The 17,486-nt window shown below is 58.4% G+C and carries 19 protein-coding genes; all 19 read left to right on the forward strand.

The window, feature by feature from the left end:
• The first annotated feature begins 5 nt into the window (after window positions 1–5).
• The gene (locus tag JONANDRAFT_RS03385) at window positions 6–1,325 is read left to right on the forward strand and encodes a bifunctional folylpolyglutamate synthase/dihydrofolate synthase (RefSeq protein ID WP_008520956.1); all 1,320 of its coding nucleotides are present in this window, start codon (window positions 6–8) and stop codon (window positions 1,323–1,325) included.
• Window positions 1,312–1,998: a polyphenol oxidase family protein gene (locus JONANDRAFT_RS03390; protein ID WP_008520957.1), complete on the forward strand. Its 687-nt coding sequence runs from the start codon at window positions 1,312–1,314 to the stop codon at window positions 1,996–1,998. Before JONANDRAFT_RS03385 ends, JONANDRAFT_RS03390 begins: the two co-directional genes overlap by 14 nt.
• A gap of 66 nt (window positions 1,999–2,064) precedes the next feature.
• Window positions 2,065–3,009 carry a Gfo/Idh/MocA family protein gene (locus JONANDRAFT_RS03395; protein WP_008520958.1) on the forward strand — a complete coding sequence of 315 codons (945 nt, stop codon included), beginning with the start codon at window positions 2,065–2,067 and terminating at the stop codon, window positions 3,007–3,009.
• Between the two features lie 68 nt (window positions 3,010–3,077).
• Complete coding sequence (locus JONANDRAFT_RS03400; RefSeq protein ID WP_008522786.1) at window positions 3,078–3,296, forward strand: hypothetical protein; 219 nt, start codon at window positions 3,078–3,080, stop codon at window positions 3,294–3,296.
• A 150-nt stretch (window positions 3,297–3,446) separates the two neighbouring features.
• Complete coding sequence (locus JONANDRAFT_RS03405) at window positions 3,447–5,006, forward strand: acyl-CoA carboxylase subunit beta (protein ID WP_008520960.1); 1,560 nt, start codon at window positions 3,447–3,449, stop codon at window positions 5,004–5,006.
• 16 nt (window positions 5,007–5,022) lie between these two features.
• Window positions 5,023–5,427, forward strand: a complete 405-nt coding sequence (locus tag JONANDRAFT_RS03410; RefSeq protein ID WP_008520961.1) for an OadG family protein — start codon at window positions 5,023–5,025, stop codon at window positions 5,425–5,427.
• Window positions 5,428–5,467: 40 nt separating this feature from the next.
• Window positions 5,468–5,866: a biotin/lipoyl-containing protein gene (locus JONANDRAFT_RS03415; RefSeq protein ID WP_008520962.1), complete on the forward strand. Its 399-nt coding sequence runs from the start codon at window positions 5,468–5,470 to the stop codon at window positions 5,864–5,866.
• A 12-nt stretch (window positions 5,867–5,878) separates the two neighbouring features.
• Window positions 5,879–7,000: a sodium ion-translocating decarboxylase subunit beta gene (locus tag JONANDRAFT_RS03420; RefSeq protein ID WP_008520963.1), complete on the forward strand. Its 1,122-nt coding sequence runs from the start codon at window positions 5,879–5,881 to the stop codon at window positions 6,998–7,000.
• A 37-nt stretch (window positions 7,001–7,037) separates the two neighbouring features.
• On the forward strand, window positions 7,038–8,129 hold the full coding sequence (gene upp / locus JONANDRAFT_RS03425; RefSeq protein ID WP_008520964.1) for a uracil phosphoribosyltransferase: 1,092 nt from the start codon (window positions 7,038–7,040) through the stop codon (window positions 8,127–8,129).
• Between the two features lies 1 nt (window position 8,130).
• A complete protein-coding gene (locus tag JONANDRAFT_RS03430) occupies window positions 8,131–9,012 on the forward strand; it encodes a glycosyltransferase family 4 protein (RefSeq protein WP_008520966.1) in 882 nt (293 codons plus the stop codon).
• Between the two features lie 69 nt (window positions 9,013–9,081).
• The gene (gene murA / locus JONANDRAFT_RS03435; RefSeq protein WP_008522787.1) at window positions 9,082–10,371 is read left to right on the forward strand and encodes a UDP-N-acetylglucosamine 1-carboxyvinyltransferase; all 1,290 of its coding nucleotides are present in this window, start codon (window positions 9,082–9,084) and stop codon (window positions 10,369–10,371) included.
• Window positions 10,372–10,459: 88 nt separating this feature from the next.
• The gene (locus JONANDRAFT_RS03440) at window positions 10,460–11,236 is read left to right on the forward strand and encodes an Asp23/Gls24 family envelope stress response protein (RefSeq protein ID WP_231286729.1); all 777 of its coding nucleotides are present in this window, start codon (window positions 10,460–10,462) and stop codon (window positions 11,234–11,236) included.
• Entirely contained in the window at window positions 11,211–11,837 is a 627-nt protein-coding gene (locus JONANDRAFT_RS03445) for a uracil-DNA glycosylase (protein ID WP_008520971.1), read from the forward strand. Before JONANDRAFT_RS03440 ends, JONANDRAFT_RS03445 begins: the two co-directional genes overlap by 26 nt.
• Entirely contained in the window at window positions 11,834–12,526 is a 693-nt protein-coding gene (gene uppS / locus JONANDRAFT_RS03450) for a polyprenyl diphosphate synthase (RefSeq protein ID WP_008520974.1), read from the forward strand. Before JONANDRAFT_RS03445 ends, uppS begins: the two co-directional genes overlap by 4 nt.
• Window positions 12,510–13,322, forward strand: a complete 813-nt coding sequence (locus JONANDRAFT_RS03455; protein ID WP_008520975.1) for a phosphatidate cytidylyltransferase — start codon at window positions 12,510–12,512, stop codon at window positions 13,320–13,322. The genes uppS and JONANDRAFT_RS03455 overlap by 17 nt, the downstream gene beginning before the upstream one ends.
• Window positions 13,319–14,476 carry a 1-deoxy-D-xylulose-5-phosphate reductoisomerase gene (locus JONANDRAFT_RS03460; RefSeq protein WP_008520977.1) on the forward strand — a complete coding sequence of 386 codons (1,158 nt, stop codon included), beginning with the start codon at window positions 13,319–13,321 and terminating at the stop codon, window positions 14,474–14,476. The genes JONANDRAFT_RS03455 and JONANDRAFT_RS03460 overlap by 4 nt, the downstream gene beginning before the upstream one ends.
• Window positions 14,464–15,513 (forward strand): RIP metalloprotease RseP, encoded by a 1,050-nt coding sequence (gene rseP / locus JONANDRAFT_RS03465; RefSeq protein ID WP_008520979.1) that lies wholly within the window; start codon window positions 14,464–14,466, stop codon window positions 15,511–15,513. Before JONANDRAFT_RS03460 ends, rseP begins: the two co-directional genes overlap by 13 nt.
• On the forward strand, window positions 15,510–16,562 hold the full coding sequence (gene ispG, locus JONANDRAFT_RS03470) for a (E)-4-hydroxy-3-methylbut-2-enyl-diphosphate synthase (RefSeq protein ID WP_008522789.1): 1,053 nt from the start codon (window positions 15,510–15,512) through the stop codon (window positions 16,560–16,562). The genes rseP and ispG overlap by 4 nt, the downstream gene beginning before the upstream one ends.
• A 126-nt stretch (window positions 16,563–16,688) precedes the next feature.
• Window positions 16,689–17,435 carry an NAD(+) synthase gene (gene nadE, locus JONANDRAFT_RS03475; protein WP_008522790.1) on the forward strand — a complete coding sequence of 249 codons (747 nt, stop codon included), beginning with the start codon at window positions 16,689–16,691 and terminating at the stop codon, window positions 17,433–17,435.
• Window positions 17,436–17,486: the final 51 nt, after the last annotated feature.

Below are 17,486 nucleotides of genomic sequence, written 5' to 3' on the forward strand. Positions count from 1 at the left end.
GAGAAATGCGCCCATCGGATATAGCCCTTTACGAGAAAGTTGAAAAGGCGCTTTCTGACGTCTCAAGCGACGGATGGCACCCCGGGCTTGAGAGAGTATCGGTGTTGCTCGAAGCTCTTGGAACCCCTCAAGCGTTTCCGGCAATTCATCTGGCTGGGACGAACGGCAAGGGATCCACGGCGGCATTTTTGGAGTCAATCTACCGGGCGGCGGGGTATAAGACCGCGCTGTACACCAGCCCTCACCTGATTCATTTAGGGGAGCGCCTGTTGGTGAACGGGTATCCGCTGCCGCCCGAGCTTTGGGCTGAGGCGAGTCAAAAGGTGGCTCAGACGATTCTGGGGCACCCGTGGTTGTCCCAGCACCGGCCGACCTACTTTGAAACTCTGACGGCGGCCGCCTATCTTCTCGTTCGGGACGCCAAGCCTGACGTCGCCATTATTGAGACCGGAATGGGCGGTCGGCTGGACGCTACGAACATCCTGCCGGACTGCCGTTTGGCTGTGATCACGCCAATCGATTGGGATCACATGGCCTTTTTGGGGAACACCCTTTCGGCCATCGCTTCGGAAAAATTCGGCATCATTGTGCCTGGCCGGCCGGCAATCTTTTCTGACAACCATCCGGAGCTGGCGCCGGAGTTCCGAGCCTGCTGTGCCGCGAAAAATTCTCCGGCCTACACGATGGACGAGTGTCGGATCTTTGACGCTGAAACATCTCTCGACGGCTGTGAGTTCAGTCTCACCACGCCTTGCGGCACGAATCGGTGGTTTTCTAGGCTTCTTGGCACATACCAGCCGGAAAACGCCTCGTTGGCCCTGCGGGCGACTGAAATTCTCCAAAAAGATTTCCCTGTCACCGAAGAGGCGCGGCGGGAGGGGCTGCGGACGGTTCGCTGGCCCGGACGTCTGGAAGTCGTCTCAAGAGACCCTGACGTCATTCTTGACGGAGCGCACAACCCGCACGGAATGAAGGCGCTGACGGATTCTCTTCTCGCTCTGTACGGAAAAGACAGGCTCTTGACCGTCGTTTTTACGGCCATGGCTGACAAGGATTACGCCGGAGAGTTCAGCTACATGTCCAGCCGCTTGAAGATCCGGCTGATCTGCACTCGCGTGCCCCACAACACTCGGTGCGAGTCCGCTCAAGTGCTCGCTCAAAAGGCAACTGGCTATCCGTTCATTGACGTCCCCTTGGCGGTCGAAGACCCAGTCGCCGCTCTGGAGAAAGCCAGGGGCTTTTCAGACCCTGTGATTCTCTGCGGCAGCCTGTACTTTATCGGCTCAATGAGATCTCGGCTGGTCAGCAGCGATGAATGGCGCTGAGCACTCCGACAGCGGCAGCCTTATCTATCCGGTAAGCTCACCGTTTCGTGCGGCGCTGACGCTGCGGAATTGGCAGGGGAAACTGCCCGCTCCATCGTTGGTTCAGGTTCACGGCACGACGGTTATCGACGGGGACGAAGTCTTGGCCGCTTCCGGCCCGCTTCCCGGCGACGGCCTTTTGATCTGCGCGGCTGGTCCTCGCGGCGAATGGGCGCTGCGTTTTGCCGACTGCTTCCCTGTTGTAGTTCAGCCGGAAGGACCATCGCCTTCGTGGCTGCTGGTCATTCACTCCGGCTTTGCAGGGACAGTCAAAAGGATTGCCGCCTGCGGCGTCCAAATGGCGGCGCGCTGCTATCCTGAAACAGACCTTCGGAAAGTCCGAGCATGGATTGGCCCGGGAATTTGTTTCTCCTGCTATGAGCGCGACGAGGACGAGCTGGCCTTGTCAGCTGCCAGCGAGTGGAACTCGGAAAACTGGCGGCGCGAGGGCGGAAAAATCCACTTTGACATCGCCGGAGAAATAGCCGATCAGTTGGCGGAGGTCGGCCTGTTGCCCAGCAAAATTGAACGAATCCCGTACTGCACACGATGCCGCCGGGATTTGTTCTTTTCGTACAGGGGCGGCGACCGAAGCGAGCGAATGTACCTGACGGTTCAGCGAATTGGCTGTTAAAACTCACAAAAAACGGCCGGTCCGTGATAAGATGAATCCAACTGAGCTGTTGTTCGAGGTGACAATATGGATTCGTTAAAAGTCGGCGTCGTCGGTGTAGGCCATTTGGGTCAGCACCACGCCCGTATTTACGCGGAGCTGATGAATACAGAATTGGTCGGCGTTGTCGACAGCAGTCTGGACCGGGTTGAAGAAATTGCGGGCCGGTTCGACGCGCCAGCTTACGACGACTTGGATCGTTTTCTTGACCAGCAGCGGCCCGACGCTGTGAGCGTCGTTGTGCCGACTGTGAGCCACTTTGCGGTAGCGCGCCGTCTGTTGGAACGAGGAATCAACGTCCTCGTGGAAAAGCCTGTGACGACGACCGTCGAACAGGCCGAGTCGTTGCTTCAGCTCGCTCACAAAAAGCACGCCGTTCTGCAGGTTGGGCATATCGAACGATTTAACGGCGCCGTGCGGTATTTGACCAGCGAGCTTTCTGATCCCCTGTTCATCCGTTCAATCCGTCAGGGGCCGTTCGCGTCCCGAATCGCTGACGTTGGCGTCGTTTTGGACCTGATGATTCACGACATCGATATCATCCTTTCGTTGGTCAAGTCGGACGTTCGGTCGATTGTGGCGTCCGGCCGTTCGGTGTGCAGCGATCACGAAGATTTGGCCGTCGCCCACATCGTTTTTGAAAATGGGACGATTGCAGACATTGCCAGCAGCCGCGTTTCTCCTCACAGGACGAGGACGATGGAAGTTACCACCACTGACAGAAGTTACGTCGTGGACTTTGAGAGCCAAGATATTTCCGTTATCCGTGCCGGTCACGCCGTCCAAGGGGCCACGTCTGTCGAGGTAACTGAGCGGCCGCTATTCCCCCGAATGGAGCCGCTCAAGCTGGAGCTTGAGCATTTTCTCTCCTGCGTCAGAGAGGGGAAAGAGCCTCTTGTCGGCATTTCAGACGGCAAGCGGGCGTTAGCTGTGGCTATTGAGATCCTCAAACAGATTCAATTTCGGCAATAGAGAAAAGCGAGGCGAAGCCTCGCTTTTTTTCGTGCACTGTAAAAATTTGACGCTAAGGGAGAGCCGCGATGTTTCATAATCTTCCCCCTCTAAACGTTCAGGCGCTGCTGGGAGTGGCGTCTGGCGTTGTCACGTTTCTGCTGGTCAAGGTCATTAATGCCTGTTTGTCCGGCCGGACGCCTTCCAGTCCGTGGGGACTGATATGGCTGAGGGTTCTTCTTGGTTTTTTCGCCGCCGCGGCCCTCTGGCTCGTGGGCGCCGCGCTTTTAGGGCGCGTCGTCATTTAGCATCGTTCTGCGGACTGCTATTTCGTTCAGTTTCTGGTATCATGATACGAGTTTATAGGCCTTTTTGCGCCGTTATTCACGGGGGATTCGCGCTGCCTTTCTGCGGCGCACCAGCGTGTCGGTGTACCTATTATTCGGGGAGGGAAAAGGATGGCAGTGAAAACGATTGAAGAGCTGTGCGGCGGAGTTTTGGAGCGCCGCGCCGAAGCGGCAGCCGGTGGTGGAGAGAAAGCTGTTGCCAAGCACAAGGCGAAAGGGCGTCTCACCGCTCGCGAGCGAATTGCTCAGCTCATGGACGAGGGCAGCTTTGTGGAGCTGGACGAGTTTATTGAGCACCGCTGCACCAACTTTGGAATGGAGAAGAAAAAGTACCTGGGCGATGGCGTGGTGACCGGTTACGGGACTGTTAACGGTCGGATCGTCTACGTCTTCAGCCAAGACTTTACCGTTCTGGGTGGTTCTCTTGGAGAGATGCACGCCCAGAAGATTTGCAAAGTCATGGATCTTGCGCTGCGGAACGGCTGCCCAATTGTGGGCATCAACGACTCCGGCGGGGCGAGGATTCAGGAAGCTGTTGACGCGCTCAACGGGTACGGAGAGATCTTCTACCGCAACACCCTTTCGAGCGGCGTCATCCCCCAGATGTCCGTCATCCTTGGCCCGACGGCTGGCGGCGCGGTTTACAGCCCTGCACTGACCGACTATATCTTCATGGTCGATAAGATCAGCGTCATGCACATCACCGGCCCGGCAGTCATCAAGGCGGTGACTGGCGAGGACGTGACCAGCGAGGAGCTGGGCGGAGCGACCGCGCACAACACCAAGTCGGGGAACGCCCATTTCTTTGCCAAAACCGAGCAGGAGTGCTTCGAACAGGTTCGTTCTGTCCTGAGCTACCTGCCCAGCAACAACATGGACGATCCGGTCTTCGTCGAGACGTCCGATCCGATTGACCGGGCTGACGTCAGCCTGAGAGAAATTGTCCCGACAAATCCCAACAGGGGATATGACGTTCATAAGGTCATTCAGGCGATCGTTGACGACGGCAAGTTCCTCGAAGTGCAGTCGATGTGGGCGAAAAACATCATCATCGGGTATGCCCGCTTTGGCGGTCAGAGCGTCGGTATCGTCGCGAACCAAGCGGGAGTTATGGCTGGTTGCCTTGATATTGACTGCTCAGACAAGGCAAGCCGCTTCATTCGCCACTGCGACGCGTTTAACATTCCCATCGTCACGCTGGTTGACGTTCCTGGATATCTGCCCGGCAAGACTCAGGAGTGGAACGGAATCATCCGCCACGGGGCAAAGCTGCTTTACGCCTACAGCGAGGCGACTGTGCCGCTGATCACCGTCGTCCTTCGCAAAGCTTACGGCGGCGCGTACCTTGGCATGTGCTCCAAGTCGCTCGGTGCCGACTGCGTATTAGCTTGGCCTCAGGCTCAGATCGCCGTGATGGGAGCCGAGGGCGCGGCCAATATCATTTTCCGCAAGGAAATTGAGGCTGCCGAAGACCAGCAGGCGATGCGGGCGCAGAAGATCAGCGAGTACGAAGACGCCTTTGCCACTCCGTATCAGGCGGCGTCCCACGGCATGGTGGATAAAGTGATCCTTCCCGAAGAAACGCGCTGTGAGGTCATCAAGGCGCTTGCCGCCCACAAGACCAAACGTCAGGCTCTGCCTCGGAAGAAACACGGCGTCATTCCTCATTAAGAAAGGGGCACCGACCATGGCATTAAACGGAGAGCTTGGCGCTATCGAGCTGACTCTGATTGCGTTCAGCGTGGTGTTCCTCGTCCTAGCACTTTTAACGCTGGTTATTTTCGCGATGAAAACCTTTTCATCTAAAGAAGGAACGCCTCAGGCGGCAAAGGCGGCGTCCGCTGCTGCTCCGGCCACCGTGCCTGTCCCTGCGGTGAACAAGGTCGCGGCCCAGGAGCCGGGGGCTACAGACGATGAGGAGCTTGTAGCAGTTATTACCGCCGCTTTGGCCTGTGAGCTGGGAGAGGACGTCTCAGTTCGGTCAGTTGTCCCGGCGGGGACACAGGGGGGAACGGCTCCGGCGTTTTCAGGATGGATCAGCGCCGGACGGAGCGAGGGGCTGCAAGGTTGGCCGATTCGGGATTGGAACTAATCCCAGTCGTTTACATATTCGACGAGGAGGAATTGGAATCATGCAGTATAGAGTGACAGTGAACGGGAAAACGTACGACGTCGTCGTTGAAAAGTCTTCTTCCGGAACCAGCGCTGCTCCGGCAGCTCAGGCTCCTGTCGTTGCTCCTGCGCCGGCTGCTGCTCCGGCCCCGGCCGCTGCGGCTCCTGCTCCAGCGCCGGCTGTGCAGGAAGCTCCGGCGGCTGGCTCGACTGTCGTTGAGTCGCCCATGCCCGGGAAAATTCTGAAAGTGCTTGTTGGAAAAGGCGACGCGGTCAAGTATGGCCAAGTCATGATGATTCTTGAAGCGATGAAAATGGAAAACGAAATTCCAGCGCCGGCAGACGGGACGGTGGCCGATATCCGGGTTTCCGAAGGAGCTGCAGTCAACAGCGGCGACGTTCTGGCCGTTCTGAACTAACGGGGCCGAACGATGTCGACACTGGCCCAATCTCTTCTGAAGATTGCCAGCGGATCAGGCATTGGCGCCCTGAGCTGGGGCAACATTGTCATGCTCTGCGTGGCGTTCTTCTTCCTGTATTTGGCCATAGCCCGCGGGTTTGAGCCGCTTCTTCTCGTCCCCATAGCGTTTGGGTGTCTGCTGGTGAACCTGCCGTTATCGGGGATTATGGATCCGGGCGGCTTTCTGAACTACATCTTCTTTGGGACTGAAAAGGAGATTTACCCGGTAATCATCTTCATGGGGATAGGAGCGCTGACGGATTTTGCGCCTCTTCTGGCCAATCCGATAACGTTCCTTCTCGGCGCCGCCGCTCAGCTTGGCGTTTTTACGGCTCTGATGGCTGCCGTTGCGATGGGGTTTAACCTTCGCGAGGCGGCGTCTATCGCCATTATCGGCGGCGCTGACGGACCGACGAGCATTTACCTGACCATGAAGCTGGCGCCTCAGATTCTCGGCGCCGTTGCCGTCGCAGCGTACAGCTACATGTCCCTTGTCCCGCTGATTCAGCCGCCGGTCATCAAGTTGCTGTCCACGAAAGAAGATCGGCGGATCCGCATGGATCAGCTGCGCAAGGTCTCAAAGCGGGAGAAGATTCTCTTTCCGATCATCTGCACCGTCGTGACGGGTCTGCTGCTTCCCATGTCGGTGCCTCTGATCGGCATTCTGATGTTCGGCAACCTCCTTCGGGAGTGCGGGGTGACTGAACGGCTGAGCCAAGCGGCGCAGAACGAGATTTTGAACATGACGACGATCTTCTTGGGAATTTCCGTCGGCGCGACGATGGGGGCTGAACAGTTCCTGACGGTCGGGACGATCAAGATCGTCGCCTTGGGCTTGTTCGCTTTCATCTGCAGTACCGCGGGCGGCGTGATTCTTGGCCAGCTGATGAAGGTGTTGAGCAAGGGGAAAATCAATCCGATTATCGGCGCAGCCGGGGTTTCGGCCGTGCCGATGGCGGCGCGGGTCGTTCAAGTGGTGGCACAAAAAGACGACCCGACGAACTTCCTGCTCATGCACGCTATGGGGCCGAACGTGGCCGGGGTCATTGGCACTGCTGTTGCTGCTTCAGTGATGCTCACGCTTTTGCAGTAGTTTGCAGCGCAGATTTTCAGAAAAGAGGGGAAGCCTCATGATCGTTGCGATTGGATCGGATCACGCCGGTTTTGCTCTGAAGCAGGAATTGATTGCGGAGCTTTCAAAACATCACGAGATAAAGGACTTCGGGACAGACACAGCCGAAGTGTCCTGCGATTATCCTGACCCGGCTCTGCACGTCGCCCGAAGCGTGGCGCGTCACGAGGCGGAGCGGGGGATTTTGGTCTGCGGGACGGGCATCGGAATGGCCATTGCGGCCAATAAGGTGCCTGGAGCCTATGCAGCCGACTGCTGGAGTGACGAGACTGCCAAGATGAGCCGGCAGCACAATAACGCCAACATCCTGTGTTTAGGCGCTAGAGTGCTGGAGGCCGGGAAGGCCGTCTCGATGGCGAAAGCATGGCTCGAAACGCCGTTTGAAGGCGGGCGGCACGAGCGCCGGACTGAAAAGATTCGGGCGTTCGAGAGGAGCGCCTCCTTTGCCTCAGTGCAGGGGCAAGGGCAAGTTGTGGTGTTCGATCACCCGCTGATCCAGCATAAGCTGAGCGTCATTCGGGACGTGGACACGCCGGTGAAGACCTTCAGGGAACTGGTGAGCGAGTTGGCCTCGCTGATGGTCTATGAGGTGACGAGAGATCTTCCAGTCGAGATGGTGGAAGTTCAAACGCCCATCAGCCGGACAAAAGCCTACGCCTTGGCAGGAAAGAAGCTGGCTATTGTCCCGATCCTGAGAGCTGGGCTCGGTATGACCGAAGGGGTGCTGAACCTGATCCCCAATGCAAAAGTAGGGCATATCGGGTTGTACCGGGATCCTGAGACCCTGAAGCCGGTGGAGTACTACTGTAAGCTGCCCCGGGATATCGGAGAGCGTGACGTGCTGATTTTGGATCCTATGCTCGCGACCGGCGGCTCGTCCGCGGCGGCAGTCGACTTGATCAAACGGCATGGTGGGAAGAAGATCTCTCTGGTCTGTATCATCGCGGCGCCGGAGGGGATCGAAGTTGTTCACTCGGCGCATCCGGACGTGAACATCTACTGCGCTGCGTTGGACACGTGCCTGAACGAACACGGATACATCGTGCCGGGACTGGGAGACGCCGGCGACCGCATCTTCGGAACGAAATAACATGCTTCGCTTGGCGCTGGTGCCTGAGGGCGTCTCTTTTCTCTGGGGCTTGCTGTTGACCCCGCTGTCAATTATGCTGGCAGGTCGATTTGGTCTGATCGACCTGCCAGGCCTTCGGAAAATTCACACGACCCCGATCCCCCGCGGTGCCGGCATCACGCTTTGGACGGGATTCCTTTTCTGGTGCCTCGTGTTTGGCCCGCAAAGTCAAGCCGTGCGGCTGGCGGCCACAGGGGCGACCATGGTGTTTTTTGCCGGCTATTTGGACGACATGTTGTCTCTGTCCCCGTTTTCAAGGCTGTTCATCCAGTTTGCGGCGGCAGTCGTCGCGCTGTCTGCCTTGCCTAGCGTTGCGGTGCCGGACTACCTGCTGTATTTGATCTGGATCGCAGGCACGACAAACGCGTACAATTTCATCGACGGCCTGAACGGACTGGCCCTCGGGATTTCTTCTCTTTCCTTTTTTGTGCTGGCGTTACTGGGCGCCGGCCTTTGGAGTGGTCCTCTCGCTGCTCTTGCGTTGGGACTTCTGCCGTGGAACTTTCCCAGAGCTAAAACCTTTGTGGGAGACGGAGGAGTTTACCTGCTCGGTTTCCTGTTCTCTGTCCTAGTTGTCTTTTTTATCGAGTCCATGCACCTGACGTTCTTTAGCAAGGCCGTGCTGTTAGCTTTGGTAGGGGGCGTGCCGGTTATCGATACGTTGGTTGCGGTGGTCAGGCGCACCTTAGCGGGAAAGTCCCCGTTTTATCCGGACCGGAAGCACCTTCACCACAGGCTGCTTGACAGAGGCCTTCCGTCTTGGCTTGTGGTGGCCGTGCTGTGTCTGTTTCAGGGATTTTTCGGCCTGCTCGCGCGGCTGTGGCTTATCAAGCTGCGTTCCTGACTGTTGTATAATGACCCTGTCGTGTTGATTCCATTCCCAATCCTGCACGACGGCAAGGAGTGGAGTATTTTGGCGCCAAAAAGAGTTTTGAAAGTTACCGGCGGGGTTCCGCTGAACGGGACTGTTGCCGTTCAGGGTGCGAAAAACGCGGCCCTTCCTGTGTTGGCCTCGGCTATTCTTTTGGGTGGGGGCCAGACTCTGACCGTGCACAACGTGCCCCGGTTAATGGATACAGAAACGCTCGTCACTTTGCTCCAAAGCATGGGGCTGTCAGTGACTTTTTCTGATGGAACTGTTGTGGCAAAGCGCTGCGGCGATCTTGGGCAGGAGTTGCCGGTGACGCTTGTCCAAAAGATGAGGGCGTCGTCTTTGGTCCTCGGCCCGCTGCTTGCCCGGGAAGGCCGAGCGGTTATGCCGCTTCCCGGCGGCTGCGCCATTGGAACCCGCCCGATGGATTTGCATCTCAAAGGGCTCGCCAAGATGGGCGCGTCAGTGGAACTCCGTCACGGTGCCGTTCACGCCGAGAGCAAATGCCTTCGCGGCGGGCGGATATATCTCGACTTCCCCTCGGTCGGAGCCACTGAAAACCTCCTGATGGCGGCTACTCTGGCGCAGGGCGAGACGATTATCGAAAACGCGGCGCGGGAGCCTGAAATCGTCAACTTGGCGGCGTCTCTCCAAGCGATGGGGGCTAAGATTACCGGCGTCGGGACCGGCATTATTCATATTCACGGCTGTTCGGAGCTTCACTCCGGCGAAGTAACTATCATCCCGGACCGCATCGCCGCTGGAACGTATCTTCTGGCCGGCGTCATCACGGATGGCCATGTGACGGTTGATAACGTCGTTCCCCAGCATTTTGACTCCCTCTTGGCGAAACTCGAAGAAGCTCATGTGTCCTACGAGAGGGCGGAGACGAAGGTAACAGTCTTTCCGTCTCGGAAGAGCTTCAGGTCTGTCTCTGTCTCCACGTTGCCTTATCCGGGCTTCCCAACGGACATTCAGCCTCAGATGGTTGCTGCCCTGTCATTGGCATCCGGGACGAGTATCGTCAAGGAGAGCATTTTCGAGTCCCGGTTCCTTCACGTTCCCGAGCTCAAACGCATGGGAGCGGACATTGAGGTTCAGGGTAATTCGGCGATCATCAGCGGGGTTGCCTGTCTGAACGGCTCAGCTGTGAAGGCGACTGACCTTCGCGCCGGAGCCGCCCTGACGTTGGCCGGACTTGCTGCCGACGGGACGACGTCGATTCACGGGCTCTGCCATATTCTGCGCGGCTATGAGGACTTTGAACGCCATCTGGCCGGGCTCGGAGCTCGCGTGGCCGTTGAGGAGGTCCAAGACACAGAAGGGGTGTAGGCCCTAAATGGCAAAACCGCGGTTTGAACCCCTTAAAGGGCGTTTTGAAGTCATCGCTTTTTATGGTCCCGCTGGGACGGGGAAAAGCATGAGAGTTCAGACGCTTGCCCAGGACAAGGCCGTCGATCTCATTGTGGACGACGGCCTTGTGATTTCCCGTGGGCGCATACTCGCTGGGCGGAGCGCGAAAACCGAGGAGAACATGGTTCGGGCCATCCGGCGGGCGATGTTTCATTTTCCCGAACACCGTCGGGAGGTTCGGGCATGCCTCGCGATGCACGCGCCGTGTCGGGTCATGGTTCTTGCCACGTCGACCGGCATGGCTTCGGACATCTGTACTGTGCTGGGGCTGCCTCAGCCGGCTGAGTCGATTTCTATTGATCAGGTGGCGACGCCTGACGAGATCAAGCAGGCCCTTTTCGAGCGCAAGCAGAACAAACGCCACGTCATTCCAGCGGCGACGACTCAGATCCGAAAGAACTTCACCGGCCGGCTTGTCGGTCACCTGCGCAGCCTGTTTGGCGGCGAAGAGACCGACGAGAAGACGATTGTCCGCCCGCCGTTCAGCTTCTTTGGCACGCTGCGGATTGCGCCGGCGGTGCACCGTCAGATCGTCAGTCACGTGATCGCCGGGACAAAGCAGGTCGTCTCCTGCGAGGACCTGAAAATTAAAGGCGACGAGAACTTGGCGATCTCCCTTTCAGTGAAAGTGTCAGTCGGCGATCGGTCAATTCGGGAAGTAGTCTCTGACCTGACGCTGCGTATCCGCGTGGCGGTTGAACAATTGACCGGCACGTCGGTTTCAAAGGTCAACGTGGCAGTTAAGGAGGTGGTGACTGATGGCGACTCCGGAACAGGCAGGTAGTGTGTTGTCTCTGGAGCGGCGCATGGACCTCCTGCGGCAGCTGAATCAGGAAGTGGGAGGCTGTTCTCGCTGCGGTCTGTGCGAAACCCGTCACTCGACCGTCCCCGGTGAAGGCAGTGGGGAAAATGGCTTGATGATCGTCGGCGAAGGTCCTGGCGCTGACGAGGACGAGCAGGGCCGTCCGTTTGTCGGCCGGGCCGGACAGCTGTTGAGCCAGATTCTTCAAGCCGCCGGCATAGACCGTTCCCGTTCATGGATTACTAATGTGGTGAAGTGCCGTCCTCCCAAGAACAGAACGCCCCAAATAGAAGAGGTTTTGGCCTGTCAGGACTGGCTGGAAGCCCAGTTGATCCTGCTTCAGCCGAAGGTCATCGTGTCGATGGGGAACACGCCGACCAAGTGGTTTCTGCACAGCAGCATGGGAATTACCAAGCTGCGGGGGCAGTGGTTTAGCTGGCGAGGCGTTGATCTCATGCCGATGTTTCACCCCAGCTACCTGCTGAGGGAGGACAGCCGAAGCGTTGGCAGCCCCAAATATTTGACGTGGCAGGACATTCAAAACGTGAAAAAACGGCTTGACGAAGTTGGGGGTGGCTCATGATTGGTTCCCGTAAGCCGGCTCACGTGGCCGTCATCATGGACGGCAACGGGCGCTGGGCAAAACGGCGGCATCTTCCGCGGCTTCTCGGACACAGGGCCGGAGTCGGGGCTCTGGAGAGGCTCGTCCGGTCGATGAAAGGGTCGGGTATCCGATACCTATCGGTTTACGCTTTTTCAACTGAAAACTGGAATCGTCCCCAACAGGAAGTCAACGGACTGATGAAGCTTTTCGCGTTTTACGCGAAGCGGAAGATCCGTGCGATGGCGGCCGAAGGGCTGCGGGTTCGTTTTGCAGGCCGGCGTGATAACCTTTCTTCGGATCTGCAGAGCCTGATCAGTTGGTGTGAGGCCGAGACGGCAGGCGGCGCTGAAATGGATTTGATCGTCTGCTTCAACTACGGCGGCCGTCAGGAAATAATCGACGCTGTCCAAGCGGCCCAAAAGGCCGGTTGTGAGATACGGACGGAAGAGGACATGAAAAGGTTCCTCTACCTTCCGGACGTGCCGGATCCCGATCTCGTCATTCGGACGTCCGGCGAAATGAGGCTGAGCAACTTCCTGCTGTGGCAGTGCAGTTACAGCGAGTTCTACTTTACCGACGTCCTGTGGCCTGACTTTACGCCGCAGGAGTTTCAGAAAGCGCTGAGCGCCTTTGCTGAGAGGGATCGACGATATGGGACAGTCGTTTAGCACAAACTTGATTTACCGCGCCTGCACAGGGGCTATCCTTGTGGGCGTTTTGCTGGGGGGGCTATTCCTTGGCGGCCCGTGGTGGCAGCTGCTCTGTATGCTCATAGCTCTGGCGTCACTTTGGGAGTTTTACTCGCTGATGCGGAATCAGCATACGTTCCCTGTGATTGTCGGCATCGCGGCGGCCTGCTATATCCTGCTGACCGCGTACCGTCCGAACTGGGGAATGGTTGTCTTTGCCCTTGTCCTGTCAGTATTTGTCACGTTTCTCATCGAGCTGATCAAGCGCGAGTTCACCGGTGAGAGTTCTGGAGCCGACAGCTGCGGCGTCATTCTTATGGGCCTTGTCTACGTGGTTATCCCATGGAGCCTGATGATCGGCCTGCGGGCGACGCCATACGGACACATTGCCACCTTGACGCTTTTTTTGTGCACGTGGAGCTGCGACGTGTTCGCCTACCTGATCGGCAGCCGATGGGGCGCGCATCACCCGGTTTGTTCAGTCAGCCCTCACAAGTCGACCGAAGGCTTCATCGGCGGCGCCCTGGCCAGCGTGCTGTGCAGCGCGCTGTGCGCGTTCTTCCTTAAAGTTCAGCCGCTGCCATTTGTCATCATTGGAGTGGTCTGCGGGACGCTAGGGCAGTTTGGCGACCTAGTAGAATCGCTGATCAAGCGCGAGATGGGCGTCAAAGACAGCGGAAATCTTCTGCCGGGACACGGCGGGTTCCTTGACCGGTTTGACAGTATTCTGCTGAGCGGCGCGGTCACGACGCTTATCTGGGGCTATCTTCTGTGACCGTCCAAAAGGTTGGTGTCATCGGCTGTACGGGAAGCGTCGGCACGGCTGTGGTGGACGTATGCCGGGCCTATCCGGAACGCTTCCGCTTGACAGTCTTGGGAGCCGGCCACGGCGGAGAGAAGCTGGCCGCTCTTGGAAAAGAGTTCCGTTTTGCCGCCCTGGCTGCTGCTAACGGAGACGGCGCGGATCCGTCACTGAAGCTGAGCGCGGTCGGCCGCGAAATGGAAGATCTCTTCGTGAGCAACGCGGTTGATCATCTGGTGATAGCGTCCAGCGGGGTCAGCGCGGTTCGCCTGCTTGACCGGGCGTTGAAGCTGGGAAAGACTGTCTCGCTGGCCAACAAAGAATCTGCCGTCCTCTTGGGGCCGTCGATCTCCGGGCCGTGCTTGGCCTGCCAGCTGAGGCCGCTGGACAGCGAGCACAACGCGGTCTGGCAGTGCCTGAAAGGCGAAAAAAGTTCAGATGTCAAAAAAATTTGGCTGACTGCCTCCGGCGGCCCGTTTCTGCGGCGGGATTTGAGCTCTTTTGGTTCCATCACGCCCCAAGAGGCAGTCAGTCATCCCGTATGGTCGATGGGTGCCAAGATCAGCGTCGACAGCGCGACGATGATTAACAAGGGCATTGAAGTGATCGAGGCTTCATACCTGTTCGGTTTGCCGTCGGAACGCGTTTCGCCGGTCATCCTGCCCGGCTCGTTTGTCCACGGCGGCGTGCAGTTCGCCGACGGGGTCCTCAAACTGCTTGCCGGAACGCCGAATATGCGCCAGTCGGCGATGAACTGTTTGATGTATCCCGACCGGCCGAAAAACCGAATTCCCGATCTGGCGCCAATAGGCCTTGGCGGGCAGTCCCTTACGTTCAGCCTGCCGGAGCCGGAACGCTATCCGGGACTGTTTCTTTGTCTTGACGCAGCCCGTCGCGGCGGCGTTTGGCCCCTGATCGTCTTGGCGGGCGATCAGACGGCCGTCGACGCATTTTTGGCAGGACAAATTGGGTTTAACCGGATCGCTCAGGTGTTGGGGGAGACTTTGGCGTCTTACGACGGCCCGGCGAGTCTCGAGTCCCTTGACGATCGGCTGGCGCTGTATGCCAGCGCCGGGGCGGCTGCCCAGAAGGCGGCCGCAGGAAATTTGAAGAGGTGGAGCTATTGACGGTTTTCTGGTTTCTGGTCGTGCTGTTCGTCTGCGTCGTCTTGCACGAATTAGGACATTACGGGGCGGCTCGGGCAGTCGGCATCAAGGTTCACGAGTTCGCTTTCGGCATGGGACCGGTGGTCTGTCAGAGACAAAGGTGGCATGCGGTCTGGTCGTGGCGTCTTTTGCCGCTTGGCGGGTTTGTCCGAATGGCCGGCATGGGCGACGAGGAAGACGAGGACGTGCCCCAAACGGCTCGCTTTGACGGGAAAAAACCGTATCAAAAACTTTTCGTCGTCTTGGCAGGTCCGGCGGCCAATCTCCTGTTGGCCGCGGTCGTCGCGGCTTCTGTGATGTACTTCGGCGGCGTGTACGACCTGTCTCGATCGGCGGTTGGAGCCGTTATGCCCGGCTATCCGGCCGAGAAAGCGGGGCTGCTTCCGGGAGATGAAGTCCTTTCGGTGAACGGTCAGAACACAACGGACTGGGAGTCTCTTGTCAGTGCCATTCGACGGGAAGGTTCATCTAGGCCAATTACCTTTGCCGTTCGGCGAAACGGCGGGACCTTTAACGTCAGGATGACCGCTCAGGCGGCGAAGAATCCTTCCGATCCCCCGCTCGTGGGGATTCAGCCGGCCAAGCGTCGGCCGGGCATCGGGGAGTCTTTTGTCGACGGTTTTGCCTTCACGTTTCGCCTGTCGTTTCTCATGATTAAAGAGCTGGGAGGTATGATTGCCCACCCTTCTACCGCCCAAGTTGCCGGCCCAGTTGGGATTGCCGTGATGGCTGGCGACGCGGCCCGGTCGGGGGCTCTGGCCCTTTTGTCGTTTCTTGCCGTCATCAGCCTTAACTTGGGAATAGTCAATTTGCTCCCGTTTCCCGCTCTCGACGGCGGCAGAGCGTTTTTCGCGGTGATCGAAATGATTCAAGGACGCCCGGTGTCCGAGCAGATAGAGCGGCGGGTTCACTTTGCCGGCTTTGTCGTCCTGATGATTTTTATTTTGGCCGTGACTTGGCACGACGTCGTCGGCTTGATCTCAGGGGCAAAACGATGAGCCGGAGAACTGTGACGATTGAAGGATTGACCATAGGAGGCTCATCTCCTGTGCGGGTGGAGTCCATGCTGTCCAAACCGCTGTCAGACCTTTCGGGGTGTTTGGAGCAGCTCAAGTCTTTGGCGTCGCATGGGTGCGAACTCGTTCGGGTGGCTTTTCCAAACCGACAAAGCCTTCCTTTGCTTGAACAGCTGAACCAACTTTCCCCGCTGCCTCTGATGGCCGATATCCACTTTGCCCCGGTGCTGGCGGAGTCCGCCGTCCAGGCCGGTCTGCCAGCGGTGCGCATTAACCCGGGGAATATGGGCAGCCCGGCTCATCTTGCCCGGTTCGTGTGCATGGCTAAAGAGCGCGGAACGGTGATCCGTATCGGCGCCAACGGCGGTTCATTGAACGCCAAACAGCTGGCCGACGCGGGAGGTGACCGCGCGGCGGCGCTGGCAGCGGCTGTCGGGGAGCAGGTTGAAATGCTGCTCTCGTGCGGTTTTGAAGACTTGATTATCTCCGCGAAGTCGTCGAACCTTCAAGAGGCCGTCCGAGCAAACGCCCTTTTGTTTAACCGATATGGCGAGTGGCCGTTTCATGTCGGCATTACTGAGGCAGGATGGGGAATTGACGGCACGGTTAAGAGCGCCTGCGGCATCGGCGCCATCCTTCTGTCCGGCATCGGCGACACGATACGCGTCTCGTTGTCCCAAGCTCCAGAGGACGAAGCCGACGTCGCTTGGTCCATCCTTCGAGGTTTAGGGCTGCGCCAGCGGGGCGGGCGTCTTGTGTCCTGCCCGACCTGCGGGAGAAAACAACTCGACACAGCGGGCATTGTCCCGCAGCTGGAAGAGTTCGTGAAGTCACTGCCCGACGGGTTCACGCTGGCTGTCATGGGCTGCGAGGTCAACGGACCACGGGAGGCGAGCTGCGCTGACTTGGGCGTGGCCGGCTCCGCTGCTGGGATGATCGTATTTCGAGGCGGGCAAGTCGTCGCCCGCTGTCGGGTCGAGAACCTGATCGAAACGCTAAAAAGTTTAGTGCCTGACAGACATTCTCATTGAGCTCCCGCGCGCCTGCGGGAGCTTTTCAATGGTGGGACTGAAACGTCAAGGATGGAAGGTCCGGAAACCGTATCAAGAGTGCTGTTATGGTAAAATACAAAGTTGTCGGAGAGGAGGCGAACGGGAATGCCTGACCTGCATGATACTGGACAGATGATTCGTCTGATTTCAGATTGGATTTGCTCTCAAATCAATAGCGCCGGCGCCTCAGGAGCCGTCCTCGGCCTTTCTGGTGGCCTAGACTCGGCCACGTCCGCCGGGCTGCTCGTTCGCGCCCTTGGAGCCGACCGGGTCTTGGCCGTGGCAATGCCGTGCGGTTCTCAGCCTGCCGATGAGCGGGACGCTCGGCTGGTAGCCCAGGCATTCGGTCTGCGGCTGGCAGTCATCGACCTGACGGAAGCGGAGGAATCGCTGCACCGCGCGCTTTGCGCCGCCGGCGGCGTGGACGGCCTAGCACGGAGCAACATCAAACCGCGCCTTCGGATGACGTCTCTGTACGCTCTGGCGCAGTCGCGGGGGTATCTTGTGTGCGGCAACAGCAACGCCGCGGAGCTGGTGACCGGGTACTTCACCAAGTTCGGGGACAGCGGCTGCGATTTCATGCCGCTGGCAGGCTTTTCTAAACGGGAAGTGCGCCTTTTGGCCCGTTCGCTCGGCGTGCCGACGCCGGTGGTCGAAAAGCCGCCCAGCGCGGGGCTGAGGGCCGGTCAGACCGACGAGAGCGAGATGGGGCTGACGTACAGCCAGATCGACGCGTTTCTCGAAGGTCGGGAGCTGGACGAAACGACCTATCGGAGCATTGAGCGAAAGCGGAACGGCTCAGAACACAAGCGCCGCTTGCCGGCCGCGTTTGTGCCGCCTTTTAGACTGTAGAACCGGACTGCCGATAAGGAGCTCTTCTCGGCTGTAAGGGCATATATTTTA

Origin of the sequence: Jonquetella anthropi DSM 22815 (assembly GCF_000237805.1) — a bacterium.
GTDB classification, from domain to species: domain Bacteria; phylum Synergistota; class Synergistia; order Synergistales; family Dethiosulfovibrionaceae; genus Jonquetella; species Jonquetella anthropi.

What these genes read in the sequence shown, in the direction of transcription:
- JONANDRAFT_RS03385 (WP_008520956.1), top strand. Translation starts at nt 6, where the DNA reads ATGCGCCCATCGGATATAGCCCTTTACGAGAAAGTTGAAAAGGCGCTT.
- JONANDRAFT_RS03390 (WP_008520957.1), top strand. Translation starts at nt 1,312, where the DNA reads ATGAATGGCGCTGAGCACTCCGACAGCGGCAGCCTTATCTATCCGGTA.
- JONANDRAFT_RS03395 (WP_008520958.1), top strand. Translation starts at nt 2,065, where the DNA reads ATGGATTCGTTAAAAGTCGGCGTCGTCGGTGTAGGCCATTTGGGTCAG.
- JONANDRAFT_RS03400 (WP_008522786.1), top strand. Translation starts at nt 3,078, where the DNA reads ATGTTTCATAATCTTCCCCCTCTAAACGTTCAGGCGCTGCTGGGAGTG.
- JONANDRAFT_RS03405 (WP_008520960.1), top strand. Translation starts at nt 3,447, where the DNA reads ATGGCAGTGAAAACGATTGAAGAGCTGTGCGGCGGAGTTTTGGAGCGC.
- JONANDRAFT_RS03410 (WP_008520961.1), top strand. Translation starts at nt 5,023, where the DNA reads ATGGCATTAAACGGAGAGCTTGGCGCTATCGAGCTGACTCTGATTGCG.
- JONANDRAFT_RS03415 (WP_008520962.1), top strand. Translation starts at nt 5,468, where the DNA reads ATGCAGTATAGAGTGACAGTGAACGGGAAAACGTACGACGTCGTCGTT.
- JONANDRAFT_RS03420 (WP_008520963.1), top strand. Translation starts at nt 5,879, where the DNA reads ATGTCGACACTGGCCCAATCTCTTCTGAAGATTGCCAGCGGATCAGGC.
- upp (WP_008520964.1), top strand. Translation starts at nt 7,038, where the DNA reads ATGATCGTTGCGATTGGATCGGATCACGCCGGTTTTGCTCTGAAGCAG.
- JONANDRAFT_RS03430 (WP_008520966.1), top strand. Translation starts at nt 8,131, where the DNA reads ATGCTTCGCTTGGCGCTGGTGCCTGAGGGCGTCTCTTTTCTCTGGGGC.
- JONANDRAFT_RS03440 (WP_231286729.1), top strand. Translation starts at nt 10,460, where the DNA reads ATGAGAGTTCAGACGCTTGCCCAGGACAAGGCCGTCGATCTCATTGTG.
- JONANDRAFT_RS03445 (WP_008520971.1), top strand. Translation starts at nt 11,211, where the DNA reads ATGGCGACTCCGGAACAGGCAGGTAGTGTGTTGTCTCTGGAGCGGCGC.
- uppS (WP_008520974.1), top strand. Translation starts at nt 11,834, where the DNA reads ATGATTGGTTCCCGTAAGCCGGCTCACGTGGCCGTCATCATGGACGGC.
- JONANDRAFT_RS03455 (WP_008520975.1), top strand. Translation starts at nt 12,510, where the DNA reads ATGGGACAGTCGTTTAGCACAAACTTGATTTACCGCGCCTGCACAGGG.
- ispG (WP_008522789.1), top strand. Translation starts at nt 15,510, where the DNA reads ATGAGCCGGAGAACTGTGACGATTGAAGGATTGACCATAGGAGGCTCA.
- nadE (WP_008522790.1), top strand. Translation starts at nt 16,689, where the DNA reads ATGCCTGACCTGCATGATACTGGACAGATGATTCGTCTGATTTCAGAT.